We start from the raw sequence: 21,067 nt of genomic DNA on the forward strand, positions 1-21,067 counted from the left end.
CCCGCCCGCGGATGGGCCGCCCGGGGACAGGTCAGAACCCCGCCAATGACATGCTGGTGGTCGGACCGCACCTGCGTACGGGCTAGACATCCCGCTGCCTGGCCCTGGGGGAGGCGGAGACGCACGCCTTGGCAAACGACAAAGGGGACGGGGCCGACATTGATAAGAGGGCCCGCCAGGCTCGTTCCTGGGCGGGCCAGACGGTCCTCCCCCCCCCCCCCCCCCGCGGCGAACCGACCGTTGCGTCGAAGTGCTCGGCTATATCTCTGCTACGCCGACCTTCGAGTACCCCCTCTTGATCCGAAAACCCCTGAGCCAGAAGGGTCCAGCCTACCGACAGCAGCCGGAGGCGACCGCTACGATGCCGATCAACCCTACACATAAGGGTCCAATATTATCACTCGGCAGCGACATCGCCCGTCTCTTGCGGTTGACGGCGGGTGCACCTCGGTCATGCGCCCGCATATGCCCGGTCGATGGACTGCGGGCCGCCATATCCTGAACCTTGGCCGTCGCAACTGCCTGCGGTAGGGATGTGGAAAAGGGAGCCGAAATGCATAGCCTCGGTGCAGACGAACTTCGTGGCCTCTTCGAAGACGAGTTCGCCGCGTACAGGGACGAGGACTGGGCCAGGGACTGGCGCCGCAACTACGCGGATCAGGTCCGCAAGGTGCGCGATGCCGATCGTGCGGCGTGGCAGGCGCCGGAGTTCCAGAAGATGCTCTGGGACGCCTCTGACGTCTCCGGCATCGGGCCGGGCCAAGCCGTCACGGTCGTCGGCGCCTACCCGGACACGCAGCTGGCGGACCTCTTATTCGACGCGCGCGGCTCGCTGGAGGGTCTTGGGGTTGAGGATCGCGGAAAGCGCCTGCAGGCGCTCTTCGATGATGTGCTGACCTGGGTCCGTCCCCGCTACGCCAAGCGTAGGCCCAAGGCCCGGTTGGTGCGGCTGCTCGCCGCCATGTTCCCTTACGACATGACCTGCTTGATGGACGCGGGACGTGTATTCGGGGTCCAACGTGCGCTGGGGGCCCTGCGCCTGCCGGGGGGCTACGTCGCCCAACATGCGGGCCTGCGGGAGCGGGTGCGCGAGGCGGTCGGCACGGCCAAGACAATCGAGGAGACCGTGGACCAGTCGATCTTCTGCTGGTTCCTGTGGCAGACCAAGGTGGAGCGTGCGGACGATGGTGCCGTGACGCTACCGTCGCCACTGCGGGAGGCCAACGACCTCCCGGCCCTCTCCCTCCTCCCGGCCAACGCGCAACGCAGGGCGCTGGCGGCGGTGAAGGACAACGTCAGCCTGCTCGTCGCGATGGTGCGCGAGGCCGAGCAGGGCATTGCCCGCGAGGACCTGATCGACGTCATCCTCGCCGAGGCATCCCAACTCAACGCCAGCTCAGCACCCAACATGATCTCCCAAGCCATGGGCGGCCTCGGCCTGATCCGGCTTGAGGGTGGCAGCTATCGTCCGACCGAGCGCGGCCAGGAGCTTCTCATCGCGAGCGACCCCGTCCAAGTGCTACAGGCACCCCTGGTGGGACGGGTCTTCGGGATGGGGCACCTTCTGCTCATGGTCGGCCGCGAGCCAGGCGCGCTGCGGCACAGCGAGGCCGCCAAGCGCCTGCAGGACCTCGTCCCGACGTGGAAGACCACGCTCCCCGGCTCGCATATCGTCTCCTGGGCGAGGTTGGTCGGCCTAGTCCAGCTCGATAATTCGACGGGGGGCGGCCGACTGATCCTGACGGACGACGGCGAGGACTACGCCGCAGCGCTGCCGCCGGACTTCGAGCGGCTGTGGCAGCTCGCCCCCGAGCAGGACGTCGAGGTCGACGCGGTTACCAGCGAGGGGGCGGTCGCCATCCCGGAAGGGCCGGCGACGCTTGCACCGCCCTACGACGCACAGTCCATCGTCGACGAGGGCTGCTTCCTCGGGAAGGACCGCGTCGAGGCCGCCGTGGAGCTCCTGCGACGCAAGAAGAACCTCATCCTCCAGGGACCGCCAGGAACGGGCAAGACCTGGCTCGCGAAGCGGCTGGGTTACGCGCTGATCGGCGCCAAGGACACTGAGCGGCTACTCGCCCTACAGTTCCAGCCGTCGCTGTCGTACGAGGATTTCGTGCGCGGATGGCGCCCGGACGGGCGAGGCGGCTTGCGGCTCGCCGACGGTGCCTTCCTGGAGGCGGTGCAGGCGGCGGCTGCCGAGCCGGGACGGCCCTTCGTCCTCGTGATCGAGGAGGTCAATCGCGGGAACCCAGCGCAGATCCTCGGGGAGCTGTTGACCCTGGTCGAAGCTACGAAGCGCGGCCCCGAGGAGGCGCTCCGCCTCGCCTACCCTAGGTCTCTCGACGAGCGCGTGTACGTGCCCGAGAACCTGTACATTGTCGGGACCATGAATCTGGCCGACCGCTCGCTGGCCTTGGTCGACCTCGCTTTGCGCCGACGCTTCGCCTTCCTCACGCTGATGCCGGAGCTCGGTCCGCCATGGCGGGCGTGGTGCGTCGACCATGGGGTCCCGCCGGCGTTGGTCTCCGAGATCGGGACGCGCATGGATGCGCTCAACGCCGTCATCGCCGAGGACCGGGCGCTCGGCCCCCAGTTCCAGGTCGGCCACAGTTTCGTGACCCCGGTCGGCGACGACGCCATGTCGGAGGAAGGATGGCGGCGATGGTACTCCGAGACCATCGACACCGAGGTCGCGCCGCTGCTCGCGGAATACTGGTTTGACGATGCGACGAAGGCGCGCGAGCGGACCGCCGCGCTCCGACTGCAGGTTTGAGGGTGGGCGTCGCCCCGACTGTTGACGGAGGCACGACGTGGCGCAGCCACGGCGGCATTCCCGTCCGTAACCTCTGGATGCTGCTGGTCTATGCCGCAGACCTTGCCGGCTTCCTGGACCGAGCGGAGGGGGACGTCGACGAGGAGACCGAGTTGCCCGAGCTTCTGGCGATCCTGCTCGCGACCGTGGTCGAGCGGCGCCTGCGACGCAGCCTCTCGCGCGGCTACCGGATGACCGGAGCAGAGCTACCGAGGGTGCGCGGCCGGATCGATTGGTTGAAGACGGAGAGCGGCTCGTTGCTCCGACGCGGGCTCGTCGCCTGCCGCTTCGAGGAACTGACGAACAACACGCCGCGCAATAGGTTGGTGCGGGCCGCCCTCGAACGCATGGCGACCGTCGTCGCGAAGCCGGACCTGTCCCGGCGCTGCGGGGGTCTCGCGCGCACTCTTGCTGTGCAGGGCGTGAGTGGCATGCGCCCAACCCGCGCGGAGACCTCCACCGACCAAGTCGCGCGGCACGAGACCGAGGACCACTTGATGGTAGCGGTCTCGACGATGGCGCTCGACCTTTTGATCCCCGCGGAGACGGCGGGCGACGTCCACCTGACGCGCCTTGATCGCGACGAGCGGTTGCTCCGCAGGATCTTCGAGAAGGCCGTCGCGGGCTTCTATCGGCACGAGCTCGGCGGCTCGCAGCGCGTGCGTGTGCAACTGGGTCTCGGCTGGGACACGGCCACGCCGACACCCGGGTTGACCGCGCTTTTGCCCGGCATGCAAGCCGACGTCGTGCTGGACCACAAGGAGCGCCGGACGGTGATCGACACCAAGTTCACGGGTATCCTTACGGCCCGTCCCTACGGGGGCGAGTCTTTCAAAAGTGCGCACCTGTACCAGATGTACGCCTACCTCCGGTCCCAGGCTGGGAGGGGCGATGCGCGGGCAGACGTCGCCGGGGGGGTGCTGCTCCACCCGTCCCTAGACCGCCACATCGACGAGGGCGTGACCATACAAGGGCATCACGTCCGATTCGCGACGGTGGATCTCGCTCGCCCAGGCGCAGACGTTCGCTCCAGGCTGCTCGAAATTGCGGGTGCATAACCATGCAGCGGTGGGGTGGGATACGCCGCATATCGAACGAGAGCCATGGCTTTCCAAGCCGGGCGTACGGCTGAGCTTCATACCGTACTGCCGTTTTAGCCCCGCTGGCGCTCGTACCCGAGTCACCCACTGATCCAGCGAGATTGCAGGCCAACCTTCCCAACAGGGTCTCGATCTCAGGGCTCCACATGGTGCTGGCCGCCGGGGTCGTGTTCTGGCTCGTCCGCGCCGGCCTCGCCCTGGTGCCGTTCCTGGCGCTGGCCTGGCCGATCAAGAAGATCGCCGCGGCGCTGGCGATGGTCGGGGTCACCGCCTACTGCGTCTTCTCCGGCTGGGACATCGCGGCCGAGCGTTCCCTCGTGATGACCCTGATCATGCTCGGGGCGATCCTGGTCGATCGCCCGGCGCTCAGCATGCGCAACCTCGCTCTCGCCGCGCTCATCGCGCTCTCGCACGAGCCGGAAGGCTTGCTCGGCCCGAGCTTCCAGATGTCGTTCGGGGCGGTGGCCGGCCTCATCGCCTGCGCCCGCCTGATCGATGGAGGGATGTTCCGCCGCGACGGGGCCGGGCGGATCGGCCGGCTGATCGCGCTGTCGCTGACGACGGTGGTCGGCACCCTCGGCACGACGCTCGTGGCGCAGGTCGCGACCGCGCCCTTCGCCACCTACCACTTCCAGACCGTCCAACCCTTCGGGCTGATCGGCAACGCGCTCACCCTACCGCTGGTCTCGCTCGCGGTGATGCCGGCGGCGGTGCTGGGCATCGTCGCCTACCCGTTCGCCCTCGACCAGCCGGTCTGGTGGCTGATGGGACTGGCGGTGCGCGGCATGCTGACCATCTCCGGCTGGATCCAGGGGCTCGGGCGCGCCAACGTCGTGGTCCCGGCCTTCGGCACCGCCGCGCTCGGGTGCCTCGCCGCGGGGCTGCTGCTCGCGACGCTCCCGGTCTCGCGCCTGCGCTGGCTCGCCCTGCCGCCGGCGCTGCTCGGGCTCGGCCTGGCGACGATGCCGGCCCGCTACGACATCTACGTCGACCGCCAGGGCAGCGGAGCGGCGGTGCGCCGCGCCGACGGCAGCCTCGTCGCCCTCGGGCGGCCGTCGAACTTCGTGCTGGAGCAGTGGCTGAAGGCCGACGGCGACGGCAGGCCGGGCGCGCAGGCGACGGGCGGTTCCGTTTGCGACCGGATCGGATGCACGCTTCGGTTGGCCGACGGGCGCGCGGTGGCGCTTCTGAAGGATCGCCGCGGCTTCGCGCAGGATTGCGCCAAGGCCTCGGTGCTGATCACGGCGCTCGCCGCACCGCCCGGCTGCGCCGCCGCCCTCGTCATCGATCGCGCCTACCTCGCCAGCCACGGCGCCGTGGCGATCCGCGTCGAGCCGAATGGCTTCATTCTGGCCGACACGCATGAGCCGGGACGGACGCTGCCGTGGCGCCCCGCGATGGTCCGTCCCCCGCCCCAGGGAACGGATGACGCGGCAGCGGGCGGATCGTCGCCCGCGGCCGAGCCCAAGCCGAAGGACGTCCCGTTCCAGGGCATGGCCGTACCGCCCCCCCGGGCGGAGGACGCCGACCCGGCACCCGACGATCCGGCCGCGGACGGCCCGAACCCGGAGATGCCGGGCGAGACCCTTCAGTAACGGCGCACGAGGCTGACCAGGCGGCCCTGGATCTGCACCCGATCCGGCCCGAGCACGCGGGTCTCGTAGGCCGGGTTCGCGGCTTCGAGCGCGATCGAGGAGCCGCGACGGCGCAGCCGCTTCAGCGTCGCCTCCTCGTCGTCGATCAGCGCCACGATGATGTCGCCGGTGTTGGCGGTGTCCTGCTTGCGGATGACCACGAGGTCGCCGTCGAGGATGCCCGCCTCGACCATCGAGTCGCCGCGGACCTCCAGGGCGTAGTGCTCGCCGCCGGCCAGGAAGTCCGGCGACATGGTGATCGCGTGGCTCTGGTTCTGGATCGCCGAGATCGGCGTGCCGGCCGCGATCCGGCCCATCACCGGGATCGACACCGCGCGCCCGCTGTCGTCGACCATCTGCGTCGTGGAAGGACGCGGCGGCACGGCCTTCGAGCGCCCGCCCTCGACCACGCTCGGGGTGAACCGGCGCGGCGCGGCGGGAGCTGCCGGCACCGGGGCGGGCGCGCTGGAGCGGCCGGCGCCGTCGGGCATGCGCAGCACCTCGATCGCCCGAGCCCGATTCGGAAGCCGGCGCAGGAAGCCGCGCTCCTCTAGGGCGGTGATCAGCCGGTGGATGCCGGATTTCGACTTGAGATCGAGGGCGTCCTTCATCTCGTCGAACGACGGCGGAACCCCGTCCTCGCGCATCCGCTCGTCGATGAATCGCAGGAGATCCAGCTGTTTACGGGTCAGCATCGGCGCGGCTCGCAGGAATGCGCGGCCACACGAAGGTGGAGCCGCAGAAACAAAACACGAACACGTTAAACGTTCGTCAAGTGTTCCGCAAGGGTTCTCATCGGCCGATCCGACCGTTGCATCGAATTTCGTCGCGCGCCGAGCCCTTTTCGATCGCTGTGCTGCGGGGCTCAGCCCTCGAGGCTGCGGCGCACGGCGCGGGCGGTGACCGCCGAGACGCGCACGTTCGATTCCCGCGTCACGCCGGCGATGTGCGGGGTCAGGATGAGGTTCGGCACGTCGATCAGCGCCGCGCCGCCCGCGGCGTCCACGGGCTCCTGGGCGAACACGTCGAGCGCCGCCCCGCCGAGGTGCCCGGACCGAAGCGCCGCGGCGACGGCGGCCTCGTCCACGACGCCCCCGCGGGCGGCGTTGATCAGGATCGCGCCCGGCCGCATCCGGGCGATCGCCGCCGGCCCGATCATGTCGCGCGTCGCCTCGGTCAGCGGCACGTGCAGCGAGAGCACGTCGCTCGTTGCGACCAGCGCGTCAAGGGTCAGGCTCGCCACCGCGCCGTGCGCCGGGCGCCACGCGGCGTCGTCGGGCGCAAGGTGCGGGTCGAAGGCGGCGACGGTCATGTCGAGGGCCGCCGCACGGCGGGCGGTCTGGCGGGCGATCGCGCCGAAGCCGACGAGGCCGAGGCGCTTGCCGGCGATCTCGCGTCCCATCAGCGCGTTGCGCGGCCACGCGCCCGCGGCGACCTGCGCGCTCGCGCCGTAGGCGCCGCGCAGCAGCAGCAACGCGGTGCCGATCACGTACTCGGCCACCGCGCCGTCGTTGGCGCCGGTCGCGGGATGGACCGCGATCCCGCGGGCGGCGCAGGCGGCCAGATCGATGTTGTCGAGCCCGACGCCGAGGCGGCCCACCACCCTGAGGTCGGATGCCGCCGCGAGCAGGCCCGCGCGCACCTGCGTGCGGTTGCGGACGATCAGCCCGGACGCGCCCGCGAGCGCCGCGCGCAGGGCGTCCGGCCGGTCGACCAGGGTCGGATCGTAGAGCGTCTCGAACCCCGCGAGCTCCGCCGCGATCGCGGCCTCGTCCATGAACTCGCTGATGACGACCTTGCGCATGGGGCGGCGATCCTTCTCCGCGGCCGGGCCGGTGCCGGCGGGCTGCCCGCTCTGCCGCGGCGTCCGGGCGACGTCGCAGCTGGGGGCATCGTCATCACGCAGCCGAGCGCGTCGGTAAAGGCGGCCGCGCCGCCTATCCGAGTGGGTGCGCCGATCGCAGCGCGATTAACCGCTTCGCAATGCCGCCCGGCGTAAGGTCCCGGGCATGAGGTGCGACCAGCGACAGCGCCTCCCGACATTGCGTGACCGACGCCGACGGCCGAGCCGGCGATTCGGAGACACCGGAGCAGTTTGACCATGGCCCTCGATCTCAGCATGCCGATCCTGGTCGTCGACGACTACCAGACGATGGTTCGCATCATCCGCAACCTGCTCAAGCAGCTCGGCTTCGAGGAGGTCGACGACGCCTCCGACGGCACGGCCGCGCTGGCGCGCCTCAAGGGCCGCAAGTACGGCCTCGTGATCTCCGACTGGAACATGGAGCCGATGACCGGCTACGAGCTGCTTCGCCACGTCCGCGCCGACGAGGGCCTGCGCACCACGCCGTTCATCATGGTCACCGCCGAGTCGAAGACCGAGAACGTCATCGCCGCCAAGAAGGCCGGCGTGAACAACTACATCGTCAAGCCGTTCAACGCCGCGACCCTGAAGAGCAAGATCGAGGCGGTCTGCGGCGCCTGACCGACCTTTCGGGGCCGACACGCGGAGGAATGCTGACGATGGGTTTGCAAAGACCGCTCGGCGCGACGATCAACCCGGCGACCATGGTGTCCGAGTTAATCGAGATCGCGGACTACATCGCCCACGTGCGCGACGAGATCGCGGCCCTGCGCGCCAACGAGCTGACGCACGACCGCATCCCGATGGCGCACGAGGAGCTCGGCAACGTCCTCGCCGCGACCGCCGGCGCCACCAACACCATCATGGAGGCGGCCGAGTCGATGCTGGCGCTCCCGGACGGGCCGGAATACCGCGCCGCGGTCGAGAGCGGCATCGGCACGATCTTCGAGGCCTGCGCCTTCCAGGACATCACCGGCCAGCGCATCGGCAAGGTGGTCGCCGCCCTGCAGCAGTTCGAGCTGCGGCTCGCGCGCTTCGCCAGCGCGGTGCGGGCGCGGGACGCCGCCGGACAGGACCCGGCCGAGGCCGAGCGCAACGAGCGCGCCCAGCGCCTGCTCCTCAACGGCCCGCAGCCGAACGGCCCGGCGACGGCACAGGACGACATCGACGCCCTGTTCGCCTGAACCTCGACGGGAAGGGGCCGGCTCCGCTAGAGCGTTGCGCCTGACGTCGGGGCATCGGGGGACAGCATGGCGGCACGGCTCTGGTCCGACCTGACCACGCGCGAGGTCTCCGGGCGCGGCATGGGCCGCACGGTCGCGGTGCTGCCGGTGGCCGCGATCGAGCAGCACGGCCCGCACCTGCCGCTCTGCACCGACGTGGCGATCATGGAGGGCTACCTCGCGCGCGCCCGCGCCCTGGTGCCAGCCGATCTCGACGTGCTGGTGCTGCCGGTGCAGTCGGTCGGCAAGTCCGACGAGCACGACGCCTTTCCCGGTACCCTCTCGCTCACCACCGCGACCGCGCTCGCCGCCTGGACCGAGATCGGTGCCGGCGTGCACCGGGCCGGCTGCAACCGGCTGGTGATCGTCACCTCGCACGGCGGCAACAGCGCGCTGATCGACCTCGTGGCCGGCGATCTGCGCGCCCGCTTCGGCATGGTCGCGGTGACGACCGCTTGGGCGCGGTTCGGCTATCCGAAGGGATGCTTTCCCGACGACGAGATCGTCCACGGCATCCATGCCGGCGGGATCGAGACGGCGCTGATGCTGGCGCTTCGGCCCGACCTGGTTCGGCGCGAGGCGATCGCCGACTTTCCCTCGCGCACCCGTGCGATGGCGGGCGCCTTCACGCACCTGCGCGCCGGGCGTCCCGCCGCCTTCGCCTGGAAGGCCGGCGACCTCCATCCGTCGGGCGCGATCGGCGATGCCCGGCTCGGCACCGCCGAGGCGGGCGAGGCCGCCCTCGACCACGGCGCGCGGGCGTTCGTGGCGCTCCTGCACGACGTGGCGCGCTTCGACCTTTCGGGCGGGTAGCCTCGACGTCGCATCGATTCGGGAGCGGAGCCGGGCTTCGCCCCGGCTCCCTGTCAGGCGCCGGCCGGCTGCGGCTGCCGCGCGCTCGCCCCGGACGCCTCGCGGAGCGCCGCGACGGTCTGCTGCCCGGCATCCTCCGCGGCCACCGTCGCGAGGTGCTCGGTGGTCGGGCGGGGCAGGCGCACCAGGACGATGGTGCCGACGGTCTCCTCCGAGCGGATGCGCAGGGAGCCGCCGTGCAGCTCGGCCATGGAGCGGGCGATGGCGAGGCCGAGGCCGGAGCCCTTGTGGCTGCGGGTGAGGTTGGTCTCGACCTGCGAGAACGGCGCGCCGAGCCTGGCGAGCGCCGCCTTCGGGATACCGATCCCGGTATCCTCAATGAACAGGTGGGCGTGGTCGCCGGCTGGGCGGGCGCGCACCGCGATCCGGCCGTTGGCGGGCGTGAACTTCACGGCGTTCTGCAGCAGGTTGACCAGGATCTGCTGCAGGGCGCGCTCGTCGGCGAGCAGCGCGAGGCCGGGATACAGGTCGACGGCGACGTGGAGGTTCTTCTGCCGGGCCGGCTCAGACACGAGCTTGAGCGCGTTGGAGACCGCCGCCGCGACGGCGATCTCGCGGCGCGCGAGCCGGACGCGGTGCGACTCGATCCGCGACATGTGGAGGATGTCGTCGATCATCGAGAGCAGGTAGTCGCCGCTGGCGCGGATGTCGGCGCAATACTCGCCGTAGCGCGCCGAGCCGAGGGGGCCGTAGAGCTCGCTCGCCATCAGCTCGGCGAAGCCGATGATCGCGTTGAGCGGCGTGCGCAGCTCGTGGCTCATGTTGGCCAGGAACTCGGATTTCGCCTGGTTGGCCGATTCCGCCGCCGCCTTCTGGTCGAGGTAGCGCTCGGCGAGGTCGGCGAGCTGCTGCGTCTGCAATTCCAGCGTGCGGCGCGACCGCTTGAGATCCTTGACCGTCTCGATCAGCTCGCGTTCCGAGGCGACGAGCTGCTCCTGGTGCCGCTTCAGGTTGGTGATGTCGGTGCCGACCGAGACGTAGCCGCCGTCCTTGGTCCGCCGCTCGCTGATCTGCAGCCAGCGGCCGTCGGTGAGCTCCGCCTCGAAGGTGCGGGCGGTCGCGCTCGCGGTGTCGGTCTCGGGCATCTCGCGCCGGATCTGCGGAAGCACGCCGCGGCCCATCACCTCGTCGTAGCGGCGGCCGACCTGCGCGTCCTCGGGGCTCAGCGCGTGGAGGTGGCGGAACTTGGAATTGCACAGGACGAGGCGGTTGCTCGTGTCCCAGATCACGAACGCCTCGGAGATCGCCTCGACGGCGTCGCGCAGGCGCATGTCGTTGGTGGCGCTGGCCTCGGCGAGGTGCTGCTGCTCGGTGACGTCGACGGCGATGCCGACGAGGTGGCGGCCGCCGTCGGTCACGTCCGGCACCACCTCGGCACGGGTGCGCAGCCAGATGTAGGCGCCGTTCGCGCCGCGCATGCGGAACGCGTGGTCCACCGCGGTCTGGCTCGCGGCGAGCCCGCGGGCGAGGCTGTAGAGGTCGCCGTCATCCGGGTGGACCAGGGCGTTGACGTCGCCGAACGACAGGAACTCGCGCTCGCGGCGGTAGCCGAGCAGCGCGTACATCGAATCCGACCAGTAGATCTGCCCGCGCGGGATGTCCCAGTCCCACAGGCCGCAGGCGCCGCGGCCGAGGGCGGTGTCGAGGCGCTGGCGGATCTGCTCGCAGACCTTGTCGATCGCCTTCGCCCGGCGGCTCTGGAGCCCGTAGGCGAGGCCGACCCCGACGATGACGAGGGCGGCCGCCGCGACGAGGATGGCCTGGTGCCGGGCGCGGCCCGTCCAGGTCGCGGTCAGCGCCTCGACCGACTGCATCACCGCGATCCGGTCCTGGCCGTCGGGCAGGCGCCGCATCGCCGCGAACACCGTGTCGCCGCCGGCCAGCGCCAGGCGCATCACGCCGGCGCGCTCGCCCAGCGTCGAGAGCGCCTCCGCCTCGCCGAGCACGGTCTGGAGCGTCTCGGCGCCCGCGGGCAGCGGCGGGCGGGCCGCGACGATGCGCTCGCCGCGCGCCACGATCAGCACCCGGCGCCCGGCCGGGAGCGCGCCGGCGGGGAACAGGTCGGCGAGGCTCGCCTGGGCCGCCTCGTCGCTGCCGACGCGGCCGGCCAGCGCCCCCGCCGAGAGGCGGGTGAAGGTCTCGAGGTCGGCGCTCGCGGCGGCGAGCAGCTCGTCGCGCTGGTTCTGGAGGTGGAGCGCGGTCAGCCCCGCCAGGCAGGCGAGGAAGGTCGCCAGCAGGGCCGGCACCGCGTAGCGCAGCCACGCCTCGGCCTGGACGAAACGCGCGGCCGGAGCCCGCGTCGGCCAGTGGATGCCGAGAATCGTATCCGCACGCGCGGAGAAGGAAGCGGAATCCGCCTCCGGCATGGTCGACCTCGTGACATGAAAGCGTCCGGGCCGTGCTGCGCCGGCCTCGAATCTGAATTCAGTTCATCACTTTCCCGGGTGATTTGTCCACGGCTTTTTTCCGGCCGAGCTTGACTCCCGGCAGCATCTACCGACTCGGATTCGGCGGAGAATCGTCAATGTTAAGCGATGGTTAACCGGCTTCGAGGGTGCGGGCGGCGATGTCGGCCACGTCCCGCGAAAGCGCGGGGATCGCCTTGATCCGGTTGAGGATTTCGGCGGCCTTTTCCCGCCGCGAAATTTCCCATCGGCGCCACGGGGAAAAGGCGGTGAGGAGGCGCGCGGCGAGCTGCGGATTGATCCGGTCGAGCGCTTCGATGCGCTCGGCCACCAGGGCGAACCCGGTTCCGTCGGCCCGCGCGAACTGGGTCGGGTTTCCGAGCGCGAAGCTGGCGATCAGCGCCCGTACCCGATTCGGGTTGGTCATGGCGAAGGCCGGGTGCTCGGCGAGCCCGGCGATCCGCGCCCGCGTGCCGTCCTCGGGGATCATCGCCTGGATCGCGAACCACTTGTCGAGGACGAGCGGCTCGTCGGCATAGGTGCTGCCGAAGGCGGCGAGCGCCGCCTCGCGGGCGTCCCCCGGGATCGCCGCGATCACGCCGAGGGCGGCGAGGCGGTCGGTCATGTTGCGGGCCTCGCGCAGCTGGGCGAGGGCGCCCTCGGTCCCCGCCGCGGGATCGGCCGCCGCGATCAGGTCGAGGCAGGCGTTGGCGAGAGACCGGCGGCCGGCCGAGGCCGCATCCGGGCTGTAGGCGGTCTCGTGCGACGGCCGCAGCGCCGACATCAGCCCGTCGAGGCGCGTGCGCAGCCGCGTTCCGAGGACCGCCCGAAGGGCGGTGCGGGCGGCGTGGATCGCATCCGGGTCGATGTCGGCGGCCATCTCGCTGGCGGCCTCGCCCTCGCCGGGAAGCGCCAGGACCAGGGCGGCGAAGGCCGGGTCGGCCAGGGCCTCGCCGTCGAGGAAGGCCCCGAGCGCGTCGGCGAAGGCCTCGGCCGCCCCCGGCGCCGCCGGTCCGAGGATCAGGCGCATCGCGATGCCCTGCGCCGCCTGCCAGCGGTTGAACGGGTCGGTGTCGTGGCGGAGCAGGGTGAGTCGCTCGGCGTCGGTCAGGTCGAGGTCGAGCCGCACCGGGGCCGAGAAGCCGCGCAGCAGCGAGGGGACGGGCGGCTCGGCGACGTTCTCGAACGCCACCGTCGCGGTCTCGGCGTCGAGGACGAAGACGCCGCCGGCGACCGCGGCCGACGTCGCCCCGGCGAGCGGGCCGGCCGTGCCGACGAGGCCGAGCGCCACCGGGATCACCAGCGGCGGCCCGGCCGCCTCCAGGCTCTGGCGGAGACCGAGCGTGCAGCGCCGGGACGCCGCGTCGTAGGCGCGGGTCACGGCGAGCGTCGGCGTGCCGGGGCGCTCGTACCAGCGCGCGAAGGCCGTGAGGTCGCGTCCCGTCACCGCGGCGAAGGCCGCCAGGAAGTCCTCGACGGTGGCCGCCGTGCCGTCGTTGTCGGCGAAGTACCGGTCCATGCCGGCCCGGAAGGCGTCGGCCCCGATCAGCGTGCGCAGCATCCGCACGATCTCGGCGCCCTTGTCGTAGACGGTCGCCGTGTAGAAGTTGTTGATCTCGGCGTAGGCCCCCGGCCGGACCGGGTGCCGGAGCGGGCCGGCATCCTCGGGGAACTGCCGCGCGCGCAGATTGCGGACCTCGCCGATGCGGTGGACGGCGCGCGAGCGCATGTCCGCGCAGAATTCCTGGTCGCGGAAGACCGTCAGGCCCTCCTTCAGGCAGAGCTGGAACCAATCGCGGCAGGTGACGCGGTTGCCCGACCAGTTGTGGAAGTACTCGTGCGCGATGATGCGCTCGATCGCGGCGTAGTCGCCGTCGGTCGCGGTCTCGGGCGAGGCCAGGACGTACTTGTCGTTGAACAGGTTGAGGCCCTTGTTCTCCATCGCGCCCATGTTGAAGTCCGACACGGCGACGACGTTGAACACGTCGAGGTCGTAGGCGCGCCCAAAGGTCGCCTCGTCCCAGGCCATCGAGCGGATCACCGCGTCGAGGGCGTAGGCGGCGCGCGGCGCCTTGCCGGGCTCGACGTAGACCGCGACCGCGACGGCCCGGCCCTCCATCGTGGTGAAGTCCTGCGCGACCCGGTCGAGGGCGCCCCCGACGAGGGCGAACAGGTAGGCGGGCTTCGGGTGCGGGTCGTGCCACACGGAAAAGTGCCGTCCGGTGCCGGGCACGTCGCCGGCCTCCACCGGGTTGCCGTTGCCGAGCAGCACCGGGGCCTCCGCGCGCTCGGCCTCGATCCGGGTGGTGTAGACCGCCATCACGTCGGGCCGGTCGAGGAAGTAGGTGATCCGGCGGAAGCCGTCGGCCTCGCACTGGGTGCAGTAGACGCCGTTCGAGCGGTAGAGCCCCATCAGCTTGGTGTTGGCGGTCGGGTCCACCCGCGTCGCGATCGTCAGCTCGAACGGCCCTTGCGGCGGCGCGTGCAACGTCAGCCCGGCCGGGCTCGCCGCGTAGGCGTCGGCGGCGAGCGGCACGCCGTCGAGCTCCAGCCCCTCCAGGACGAGGTCGTCGCCGTCGAGCACCAGGGGGACGCCGGTGCGGCCGGCCGGGTTCGGGCGCAGCGCGAGCCTCGCCGTGATCCGCGTGTCGTGCGGCGCCAGCCGCACGTCGAGGTCGACGCGGTCGATCAGGAAGTCGCTCGGTCGGTAGTCCTGAAGCCGGATCTGGACGGGCGTATCGGTTCGCATGCGGGGCCTCGCTCGGCTGGCCGGAAGTCGGGACCGTTCTGGTCCCGCCGCCGCCGCGGTGCAACGGCGATGCCCGCCGGCCGATCGACAAACGGGAAGGCCCGATGCCGCGGCGACGGCATCGGGCCTTCGTTCGTGCCGGCGATCCTGCCGAACGCCGCTACCGCGGCAGGCGGTGCAGGGCCTTGAGGAACACGTCCACGTCCGCACGGGTGTTGTAGAAGGCGAGCGAGGCGCGGATCGACTGGTCGACGCCGAAGCGGCGCAGGGCCGGCAGGGCGCAATGGTGCCCGGAGCGCACGGCGACGCCGTGGCGGTCGAGGTGGTGGGCCACCGCCTCGTTCGTCTGTCCCTCGATCACGAAGGACATCACGCTCGCCTTCTCGCGGGCGGTGCCGATCAGGCGCAGGCCCCTGATGTCGGCGAGGCCGGCCTGCGCATAGTCCAGCAGGTCGTGCTCGTAGGCCGCGATCGCCGGCAGGCCGACGCTCTCGAGATAGTCGAGCGCCGCGCCGAGGCCCACGGCGCCGGCGATGTCCGGCGTGCCCGCCTCGAACTTTTCCGGCGCGCCCTTGTAGACGGTCTTCGTGAAGGTGACGTCCTCGATCATGTGGCCGCCGCCCTGCCACGGCGGCATCGCCGCGAGGAGGTGCGTCTTGCCGTAGAGCGCGCCGATGCCGGTCGGCCCGAAGACCTTGTGGCCCGAGAACACCACGAAGTCGGCGTCGAGCGACTGCACGTCGATCGGGATGTGCGGGGTCGACTGGGCCGCATCGACCAGCACCGGCACGCCGTAGGCGTGGGCGAGGGCGATGATCTCGCGGACCGGGTTCACCGTGCCGAGCGCGTTGGCGACATGGGTCACCGAGACGATCTTGGTCCGGCCCGACAGCAGGGCCGCGTACTGCTCGAAGATGATCTCGCCGCGATCGTTGACCGGGATCACCCGCAGGGTCGCGCCGGTGGCCTGGCTGAGCAGCTGCCAGGGCACGATGTTGGCGTGGTGCTCGATCGTCGAGACGATGATCTCGTCGCCCGGGCCGATATTGGCCCGGCCGTACGAGTTCGCGACGAGGTTGATCGCCTCCGTCGTGCCGCGCAGGAAGACGATGTCGTCCTTCGAGGGCGCGTTGAGGAAGCGGCGCACCTTCTCGCGGCCGCCCTCGAACAGGTCGGTGGAGCGCGCGGCCAGCGTGTGCGCGGCCCGGTGGATGTTCGAGTTGTGGCGGGCGTAGAACTCGGAGGTCGCGTCGATGACCGATTGCGGCTTGTGCGTGGTCGCCGCGTTGTCGAGCCAGACCAGGGGGTGCCCGTTCACGCTCTGGTGCAAGGCCGGGAAGTCCTTGCGGATGTGCTCGACGTCGAAGGGCGCGCCCGCCGGGCTCGATCGGGTCGAGGTCGCGCGCGGGGCCGGCCCGTCGTGGCGCGCGGGCTCGACGCGGGGCGTGGCGTGCGGCCTCGACGCGCGCGAGCCCCCGGTCAGGAAGTAGTAGTCGCCCGACGAGAACGGCTCGTCGGGGCCGGGCTCGACCGTGCGCACGGGATCGCCCGAGAGCCGGCCGGTGCGCCGGAAGTTCTCCTGGGCGACGTCGACGCCGCGCTTCGACGGGTCCGCCGGAACGAGGGACGGCGCGATCACGTGGGCGAAGGCGTTGGCCCGCGGATGATCCTTCGCGACGGTCCGGTGCAGGTCGCCGCCGCCGGGGAGGAAGGCGGCGACGTCGGCCACGCTCGGCACGAAGAATTCCGGCAGGCCGTGCCGCGTGGACGGAACGCCGCGCTGCGCCGCGCGCGGGTCGGCGAGTGGGTGGACCGAGGGGATCGTCGTGACGTCGAGGAGGCCGGCGCTCGTCGGCGCGGGCGTCCCGCCGAACGGGTTGGCGGCCGACGGCCCGGTCAGGCCGGGAAGCCCGACGCTCGGGCCGCCGACGTTGCGCGCGCCGAAGGCGGCGGCGTCGGGCTGGACGCCCGACGAGGGGCCCGACGGCACCGAGGGGGTGCCGATCGCGGCACCCGGGAGCGACGGCTGCCCGGGGCCCTGGGGAAGGGTCTCCAGGCCTTGGGGACGCTGCGGCGACGCCGGCACGGCGGGGGCGAGCGGGGCGGAGGCCGCGTTGCCCTGGCCGTAGATCTCGCGGGCGAGGCGCCCGACGAGATCGGCATGGGCGAGGGAGCCGGCGGCATCGCCCGTCGCGCCCGTGGGGATGCCGATGGCGGAGATGCCCAAGACGCCGGCCTCAGGCGTAGTCATGGTAGTTGCCGAGCAGCACGTTATCGAGGCGGGCGATCGCGTCCTCGACCAGCACCGCGGCCGAGAAGTAGCGGGTGACGAGGTGCGAGGCGATCGAGTGGTCGTTGGTGCCCATGTAGCGCACCGACAGGCCCGGCTCGATCTCGCCGGTGACGCCCGACTTCTGCAGGCCGACGACGCCCTGCTCGCCCTCGCCGACGCGCAAGAGCAGGATCGAGGTGGTCTGGGCGCCGGTCGCCGGGTCGGTGTCGATCGGCAGCTTGTCGCTCGGCACCAGCGGCACGCCGCGCCAGGTCAGGAAGGGCGCGCCGAACAGGTGCACCACGACCGGCGGCACGCCGCGGCGGGTGGCCTCGCGGCCGAAGGCGGCGATGGCGCGGGGATGCGCCACGAAGAAGGCGGGCTTCTTCCAGACCAGGGTCAGAAGCTCGTCGAGATCGTCGGGCGTCGGCGGGCCGGAGCGCGTCGGGATGCGCTGGCGGCCGCCGACCTCGTTGAGCAGGCCGAACTCGGAGTTGTTGAGCAGCTCCCACTCCTCGCGCTCCTTCACGGCATCCACCGTCAGGCGGATCTGCTCGCGGAGCTGATCGATCTCGTTCGAGTAGAGATCGGTGACGCGGGTGTGGGTGTTGAGGATCGTCTGGATCGTCGAGAGGTGATACTCGCGCGGATCGATCTCGTAGTCGACGAAGGTCGTCGGCAGGCGCGGGGCGCCGGTGTGGACGGCCAGCAGCTCGATGCCCTGCTCGCCGTGGCTGTTGGTGTGCCCCTTCAGGCGGTCGCGCTCCTCGACGTACTGCGCGATGCGGTTCTTGACCGCGTCGTCGTCGAGGGCCGCGCGGTCGAGGGTGAGCAGGGTCACCGCCGAGAGCGCCTTGACGGCGGGCGCGGGCTGGCTGCCGCCGACCAGGGTCTCGTCGCCGAAGAAGTCGCCGCGGGTGGCGAGACCCGAGCGCAGCCGGTTCTTGTAGGGACCGGACAGCGAGAGCTCGACGGTGCCGTCGGCGACGATCGTCAGGCTGCGGTCGCCCGCGCCGCCCTCCGAGATCGTCTCGCCGGCATTGTGCCGGCTCTCGGTGAACCGGTCCGCCAGCGCGGCCAGCTCGGCATCGCCGAGGCGGCTGAACGGCGGCACCGCGCGCAGCGAGGCGGGGCTGATCGCGCGGCCCTTGCCGTCCGAGGCGAGGTCGATGCGGCCGGGCTTGGCCAGCACCACGGCGCGACGGTTCACGCGGTAGACGCCGCCGTCGACGTCGACGAAGGGCAGCAGCCGCAGGAGCCAGCGCGGGGTGTTGGCGAGGTTCTGGACCGACGTGACGGTCGCGGTCGATAGATTGCGTGCTGCCGATGCGCCCACGCTCTGTTCTTGTCCGCTCATCGTTCGTCGTCCCCGCTTGATTGTCGTTCGAGCCCGGGCACGTTGCTGTGCCGGCATGATGTATCGGCCGCAGCCATCCCGCATGAAGAGATAGCGCGTTCGGACGAAGCATCGAATGCTTGACGTCCACCCACGACGACCTGCGTCGCGTCTTGGAACGTTCGTGGTCTAGCCTCGGCCGCGATGCGCGGTCAATAGAACGATTTTCTCAAGTTGCGATGTCTTGCAGAAATGCCGGCTATCGAACGCTGGTATGATGAATTACGGTGTCGTGCAGTCGTGTTTCTGGAGAATGTACTTCTCCAAAAGCCTCGTCCGGCGCGATGAGGGGCAAGCTCGTCCCACCGTCTGCTCGACCGTTCCGACGCCCGCGCGGGACGAGCGACCGTTCCCGTCGCCGAGACGAGCGAGACGGCGCAGCCGCCGGCGCCTCCGATCGTGGCCGCCTTCGCATCGGCCCGTGTCAGATCCCGTCCCCGAAGAACTGGTCCATGCTCTGGGCCGGCTCCTCGGTGCGCGGCAGCTTCGACACCACGCGCGCCGGCACCCCGGCGACCGTGGTGTGGGCCGGCACGTCGTGCAGCACGACCGCGGCCGCCGCGACGCGGGCGCCTTCGCCGACGCGGATGTTGCCGAGCACCTTGGCGCCGACGCTGAGCAGCACCCCGCGCTCGATCTTGGGGTGGCGGTCGCCGCTCTCCTTGCCGTTGCCGCCGAGCGTCACGGATTGCAGGATCGAGACGTCGTCGGCGATCACCGTGGTCTCGCCGATCACCACCCCGGTGGCGTGATCGATGAACACGCCGGAGCCGATGCGCGCCGCCGGGTGGATGTCGGCGCCGAACACTTCCGAGATCCGGCTCTGCACGTGCAGCGCCAGCGTCGCCCGGCCCTGGTGCCAGAGCCAGTGCGCCACCCGGTAGCCCTCCAGCGCCGCCAGGCCCTTGTAGAACAGGAACGGGTCGAGATAGCGCCGGCAGGTCGGGTCGCGCTCGCGGATGGCGACGAGGTCGCGCACCGCGTGGGCGCCGGCATGCGGGTCGGCCTCGAAGGCGGCGAGGCAGAGGTCGCGCATCGCCAGCCGCGACAGGTCGCCGTCGCCGAGACGGTGCGCGAGCCGGTAGGCGAAGGCCTGCGCGATGCTGCGCTGGTCGAGGACGGTCGCCTGGATGATGCCGGCATAGAGCGGCTCCTCCACCAGCGCCGCCTCGGCCTCGGCGCGGACCTCCGCCCAGACCGCGTCGACGCTCGTGCTGCGGCTCGTCGTCCGCAGCGGCGCCTGCGGCAGGGAGGAGCGCGCCTCGAGGATGGCTCCGAGGCTCATGCGGCGACCCGCGAGCGGATCGGCATCCTCACGCCGTCCGCTTCTCGAAGAGATCCGGCAGGTAGCGATGCAGGGTCTCGTGGCCGTCGAACTTGACGTCGAGGGTGACCCGGGCCGCCTGCGCCTCGTCGTGCGTCTCGACCACGCGGCCGAGGGCGTGGCGCCAGATGCCGAGCGCTTCGGCGACGTCGAGCCGGGCGAACACGACCTGATCGCCCTCGGCGATCGCGGCGGCCGCGCCGGTGCGATGCGCCCCCGCCCGCGGCGAACGAACCGGGGTCGGCGGCGCGAGGACGTCGTTGTCCTCCCAGGCGTCGAATTCGGAGATGCTTTGCGTCGCGGAAGCTCTGTCCAGCAGCATGATTCTTCCGTTAAGTTGTTGACGTGATTGAATAATTGGTGATCCTGCGGGGGATTGCAAGCCTTGTTTCCGACGACTCCGCGCGATACGCCGGCCGCCGCACGCGAAGGAGGACCGCCCGCATGACCAGCATCGATCTGTCCGCGCTCGCCGGCGGAGCGCTGATCGGCCTCTCGGTGGCGCTGCTGCTGCTGCTGAACGGCCGCATCGCCGGCATCAGCGGCCTCGTCGCCGGCCTCGGCACCGACAGGGGCGAGCGCCGGCGGGTGGATGCCGCCTTCGTCGCCGGTTTGCTGATCGGGCCGCCGGCCTTCGCCTGGCTCTCCGGCGCGTGGCCGGAGACGCGGATCGTCGCCTCGCTGCCGGTGCTCGTCGTCGCGGGCCTGCTCGTCGGGTTCGGCACGCGGCTCGGCTCGGGCTGCACCAGCGGCCACGGCGTCGCCGGCCTCGCCCGTCTGTCGCCGCGCTCGCTCGTGGCGGTGCTCACCTTCCTGTCGGCCGGGATGGCGACGGTGGCGGCGGCGCGCGCCTTCGGGGGGGCGTGGTGATCGGCCTCCGGCGCCTGCTGGCGGGGCTCGCGGCGGGCGTGATCTTCGGGGTCGGCCTGTCCGTGTCCGGCATGCTCGACCCGGTGCGGGTCCGCGGCTTCCTCGATGTCACGGGAGCCTGGGACCCGAGCCTGATGTTCGTGCTCGCCGGCGCGGTCGCCGTCTCGGCGCTCGGCTATCGCCTGTCCCGCCGGCTGCCGCGGCCGGTCCTCGCCGACGCCTTCCAGATCCCGACGAACCGCCGGATCGACGCGGCCCTCGTCGGCGGGTCGGCCGTGTTCGGGATCGGCTGGGGGCTCTCCGGCTTCTGCCCCGGGCCGGCGGTCGCGGCCCTCTCGACCGGGAGGCTGCCCGTCGCCGTCTTCGTCGCGGCGATGCTGGTCGGAATGGCCGCCCACCGCTTCGCGACGGCGCCGGGATCGAGAGCCGCCGCGGGTCCGACGCGATAAGATTCCGGCGCCCGCACGCCCGCCGGACGATCGCGCCGCCAAGCCCGGACGCCGCCCGGACGGGATCCTGTGCGAAGCCGCCCCGAGGACGAA

The 21,067-nt window shown here is 71.4% G+C and carries 15 protein-coding genes and 1 pseudogene; 8 read left to right on the forward strand and 8 right to left on the reverse strand.

Annotated elements, in window-relative coordinates; genetic code table 11:
• Positions 1-553 precede the first annotated feature (553 nt).
• The 3 genes and pseudogenes from MKK60_RS22070 to MKK60_RS22080 all read left to right on the forward strand — a co-directional run.
• Positions 554-2,776 (forward strand): AAA family ATPase, encoded by a 2,223-nt coding sequence (locus MKK60_RS22070; protein ID WP_243988588.1) that lies wholly within the window; start codon positions 554-556, stop codon positions 2,774-2,776.
• Between the two features lie 2 nt (positions 2,777-2,778).
• Positions 2,779-3,873 (forward strand): 5-methylcytosine-specific restriction endonuclease system specificity protein McrC, encoded by a 1,095-nt coding sequence (mcrC, locus tag MKK60_RS22075; protein WP_313901145.1) that lies wholly within the window; start codon positions 2,779-2,781, stop codon positions 3,871-3,873.
• Positions 3,874-4,022: 149 nt separating this feature from the next.
• Positions 4,023-5,510, forward strand: a pseudogene (locus MKK60_RS22080) (ComEC/Rec2 family competence protein); the annotation flags it as partial.
• On the opposite strand, the gene lexA reads toward MKK60_RS22080, so the two are convergent.
• Complete coding sequence (gene lexA / locus MKK60_RS22085) at positions 5,504-6,244, reverse strand: transcriptional repressor LexA (RefSeq protein WP_243933128.1); 741 nt, start codon at positions 6,242-6,244, stop codon at positions 5,504-5,506. The pseudogene MKK60_RS22080 and the gene lexA overlap by 7 nt on opposite strands.
• A 170-nt stretch (positions 6,245-6,414) precedes the next feature.
• Complete coding sequence (locus tag MKK60_RS22090; RefSeq protein ID WP_243988590.1) at positions 6,415-7,353, reverse strand: NAD(P)-dependent oxidoreductase; 939 nt, start codon at positions 7,351-7,353, stop codon at positions 6,415-6,417.
• A gap of 297 nt (positions 7,354-7,650) precedes the next feature.
• Between MKK60_RS22090 and MKK60_RS22095 the strand changes: the two genes are divergently transcribed.
• From MKK60_RS22095 to MKK60_RS22105, 3 genes are all read left to right on the forward strand, one after another.
• The gene (locus tag MKK60_RS22095; protein WP_147729619.1) at positions 7,651-8,034 is read left to right on the forward strand and encodes a response regulator; all 384 of its coding nucleotides are present in this window, start codon (positions 7,651-7,653) and stop codon (positions 8,032-8,034) included.
• 38 nt (positions 8,035-8,072) lie between these two features.
• Positions 8,073-8,597 (forward strand): protein phosphatase CheZ, encoded by a 525-nt coding sequence (locus tag MKK60_RS22100; protein ID WP_243933132.1) that lies wholly within the window; start codon positions 8,073-8,075, stop codon positions 8,595-8,597.
• A 66-nt stretch (positions 8,598-8,663) separates the two neighbouring features.
• Positions 8,664-9,449, forward strand: coding sequence for a creatininase family protein (locus tag MKK60_RS22105; protein ID WP_243933133.1), 786 nt, complete (start codon positions 8,664-8,666; stop codon positions 9,447-9,449).
• A gap of 53 nt (positions 9,450-9,502) precedes the next feature.
• Here MKK60_RS22105 and MKK60_RS22110 read toward each other — a convergent pair whose 3' ends face one another.
• The 6 genes from MKK60_RS22110 to MKK60_RS22140 all read right to left on the reverse strand — a co-directional run bounded on the left by MKK60_RS22110 (position 9,503) and on the right by MKK60_RS22140 (position 19,842).
• Positions 9,503-11,875, reverse strand: a complete 2,373-nt coding sequence (locus MKK60_RS22110; protein WP_243988591.1) for a PAS domain-containing sensor histidine kinase — start codon at positions 11,873-11,875, stop codon at positions 9,503-9,505.
• Between the two features lie 172 nt (positions 11,876-12,047).
• Complete coding sequence (pepN, locus tag MKK60_RS22115; RefSeq protein ID WP_243988592.1) at positions 12,048-14,663, reverse strand: aminopeptidase N; 2,616 nt, start codon at positions 14,661-14,663, stop codon at positions 12,048-12,050.
• A gap of 160 nt (positions 14,664-14,823) precedes the next feature.
• Positions 14,824-16,914: a family 2A encapsulin nanocompartment cargo protein cysteine desulfurase gene (locus tag MKK60_RS22120; protein WP_243988593.1), complete on the reverse strand. Its 2,091-nt coding sequence runs from the start codon at positions 16,912-16,914 to the stop codon at positions 14,824-14,826.
• The gene (locus MKK60_RS28530) at positions 16,901-18,292 is read right to left on the reverse strand and encodes a family 2B encapsulin nanocompartment shell protein (RefSeq protein WP_279604214.1); all 1,392 of its coding nucleotides are present in this window, start codon (positions 18,290-18,292) and stop codon (positions 16,901-16,903) included. Before MKK60_RS28530 ends, MKK60_RS22120 begins: the two co-directional genes overlap by 14 nt.
• A 463-nt stretch (positions 18,293-18,755) precedes the next feature.
• Positions 18,756-19,616 (reverse strand): serine O-acetyltransferase, encoded by an 861-nt coding sequence (gene cysE, locus MKK60_RS22135; RefSeq protein WP_243988594.1) that lies wholly within the window; start codon positions 19,614-19,616, stop codon positions 18,756-18,758.
• A 28-nt stretch (positions 19,617-19,644) separates the two neighbouring features.
• Complete coding sequence (locus MKK60_RS22140; RefSeq protein WP_147727347.1) at positions 19,645-19,842, reverse strand: hypothetical protein; 198 nt, start codon at positions 19,840-19,842, stop codon at positions 19,645-19,647.
• A gap of 257 nt (positions 19,843-20,099) precedes the next feature.
• Between MKK60_RS22140 and MKK60_RS22145 the strand changes: the two genes are divergently transcribed.
• Together MKK60_RS22145 and MKK60_RS22150 are read left to right on the forward strand one after the other, a co-directional pair.
• On the forward strand, positions 20,100-20,525 hold the full coding sequence (locus MKK60_RS22145) for a YeeE/YedE family protein (protein WP_243988595.1): 426 nt from the start codon (positions 20,100-20,102) through the stop codon (positions 20,523-20,525).
• Complete coding sequence (locus MKK60_RS22150) at positions 20,522-20,974, forward strand: DUF6691 family protein (RefSeq protein ID WP_409567441.1); 453 nt, start codon at positions 20,522-20,524, stop codon at positions 20,972-20,974. Before MKK60_RS22145 ends, MKK60_RS22150 begins: the two co-directional genes overlap by 4 nt.
• Positions 20,975-21,067 lie beyond the last annotated feature (93 nt).

Source organism: Methylobacterium sp. J-092 (genome assembly GCF_022829325.1).
In the GTDB taxonomy this organism is placed as follows: Bacteria; Pseudomonadota; Alphaproteobacteria; order Rhizobiales; family Beijerinckiaceae; genus Methylobacterium.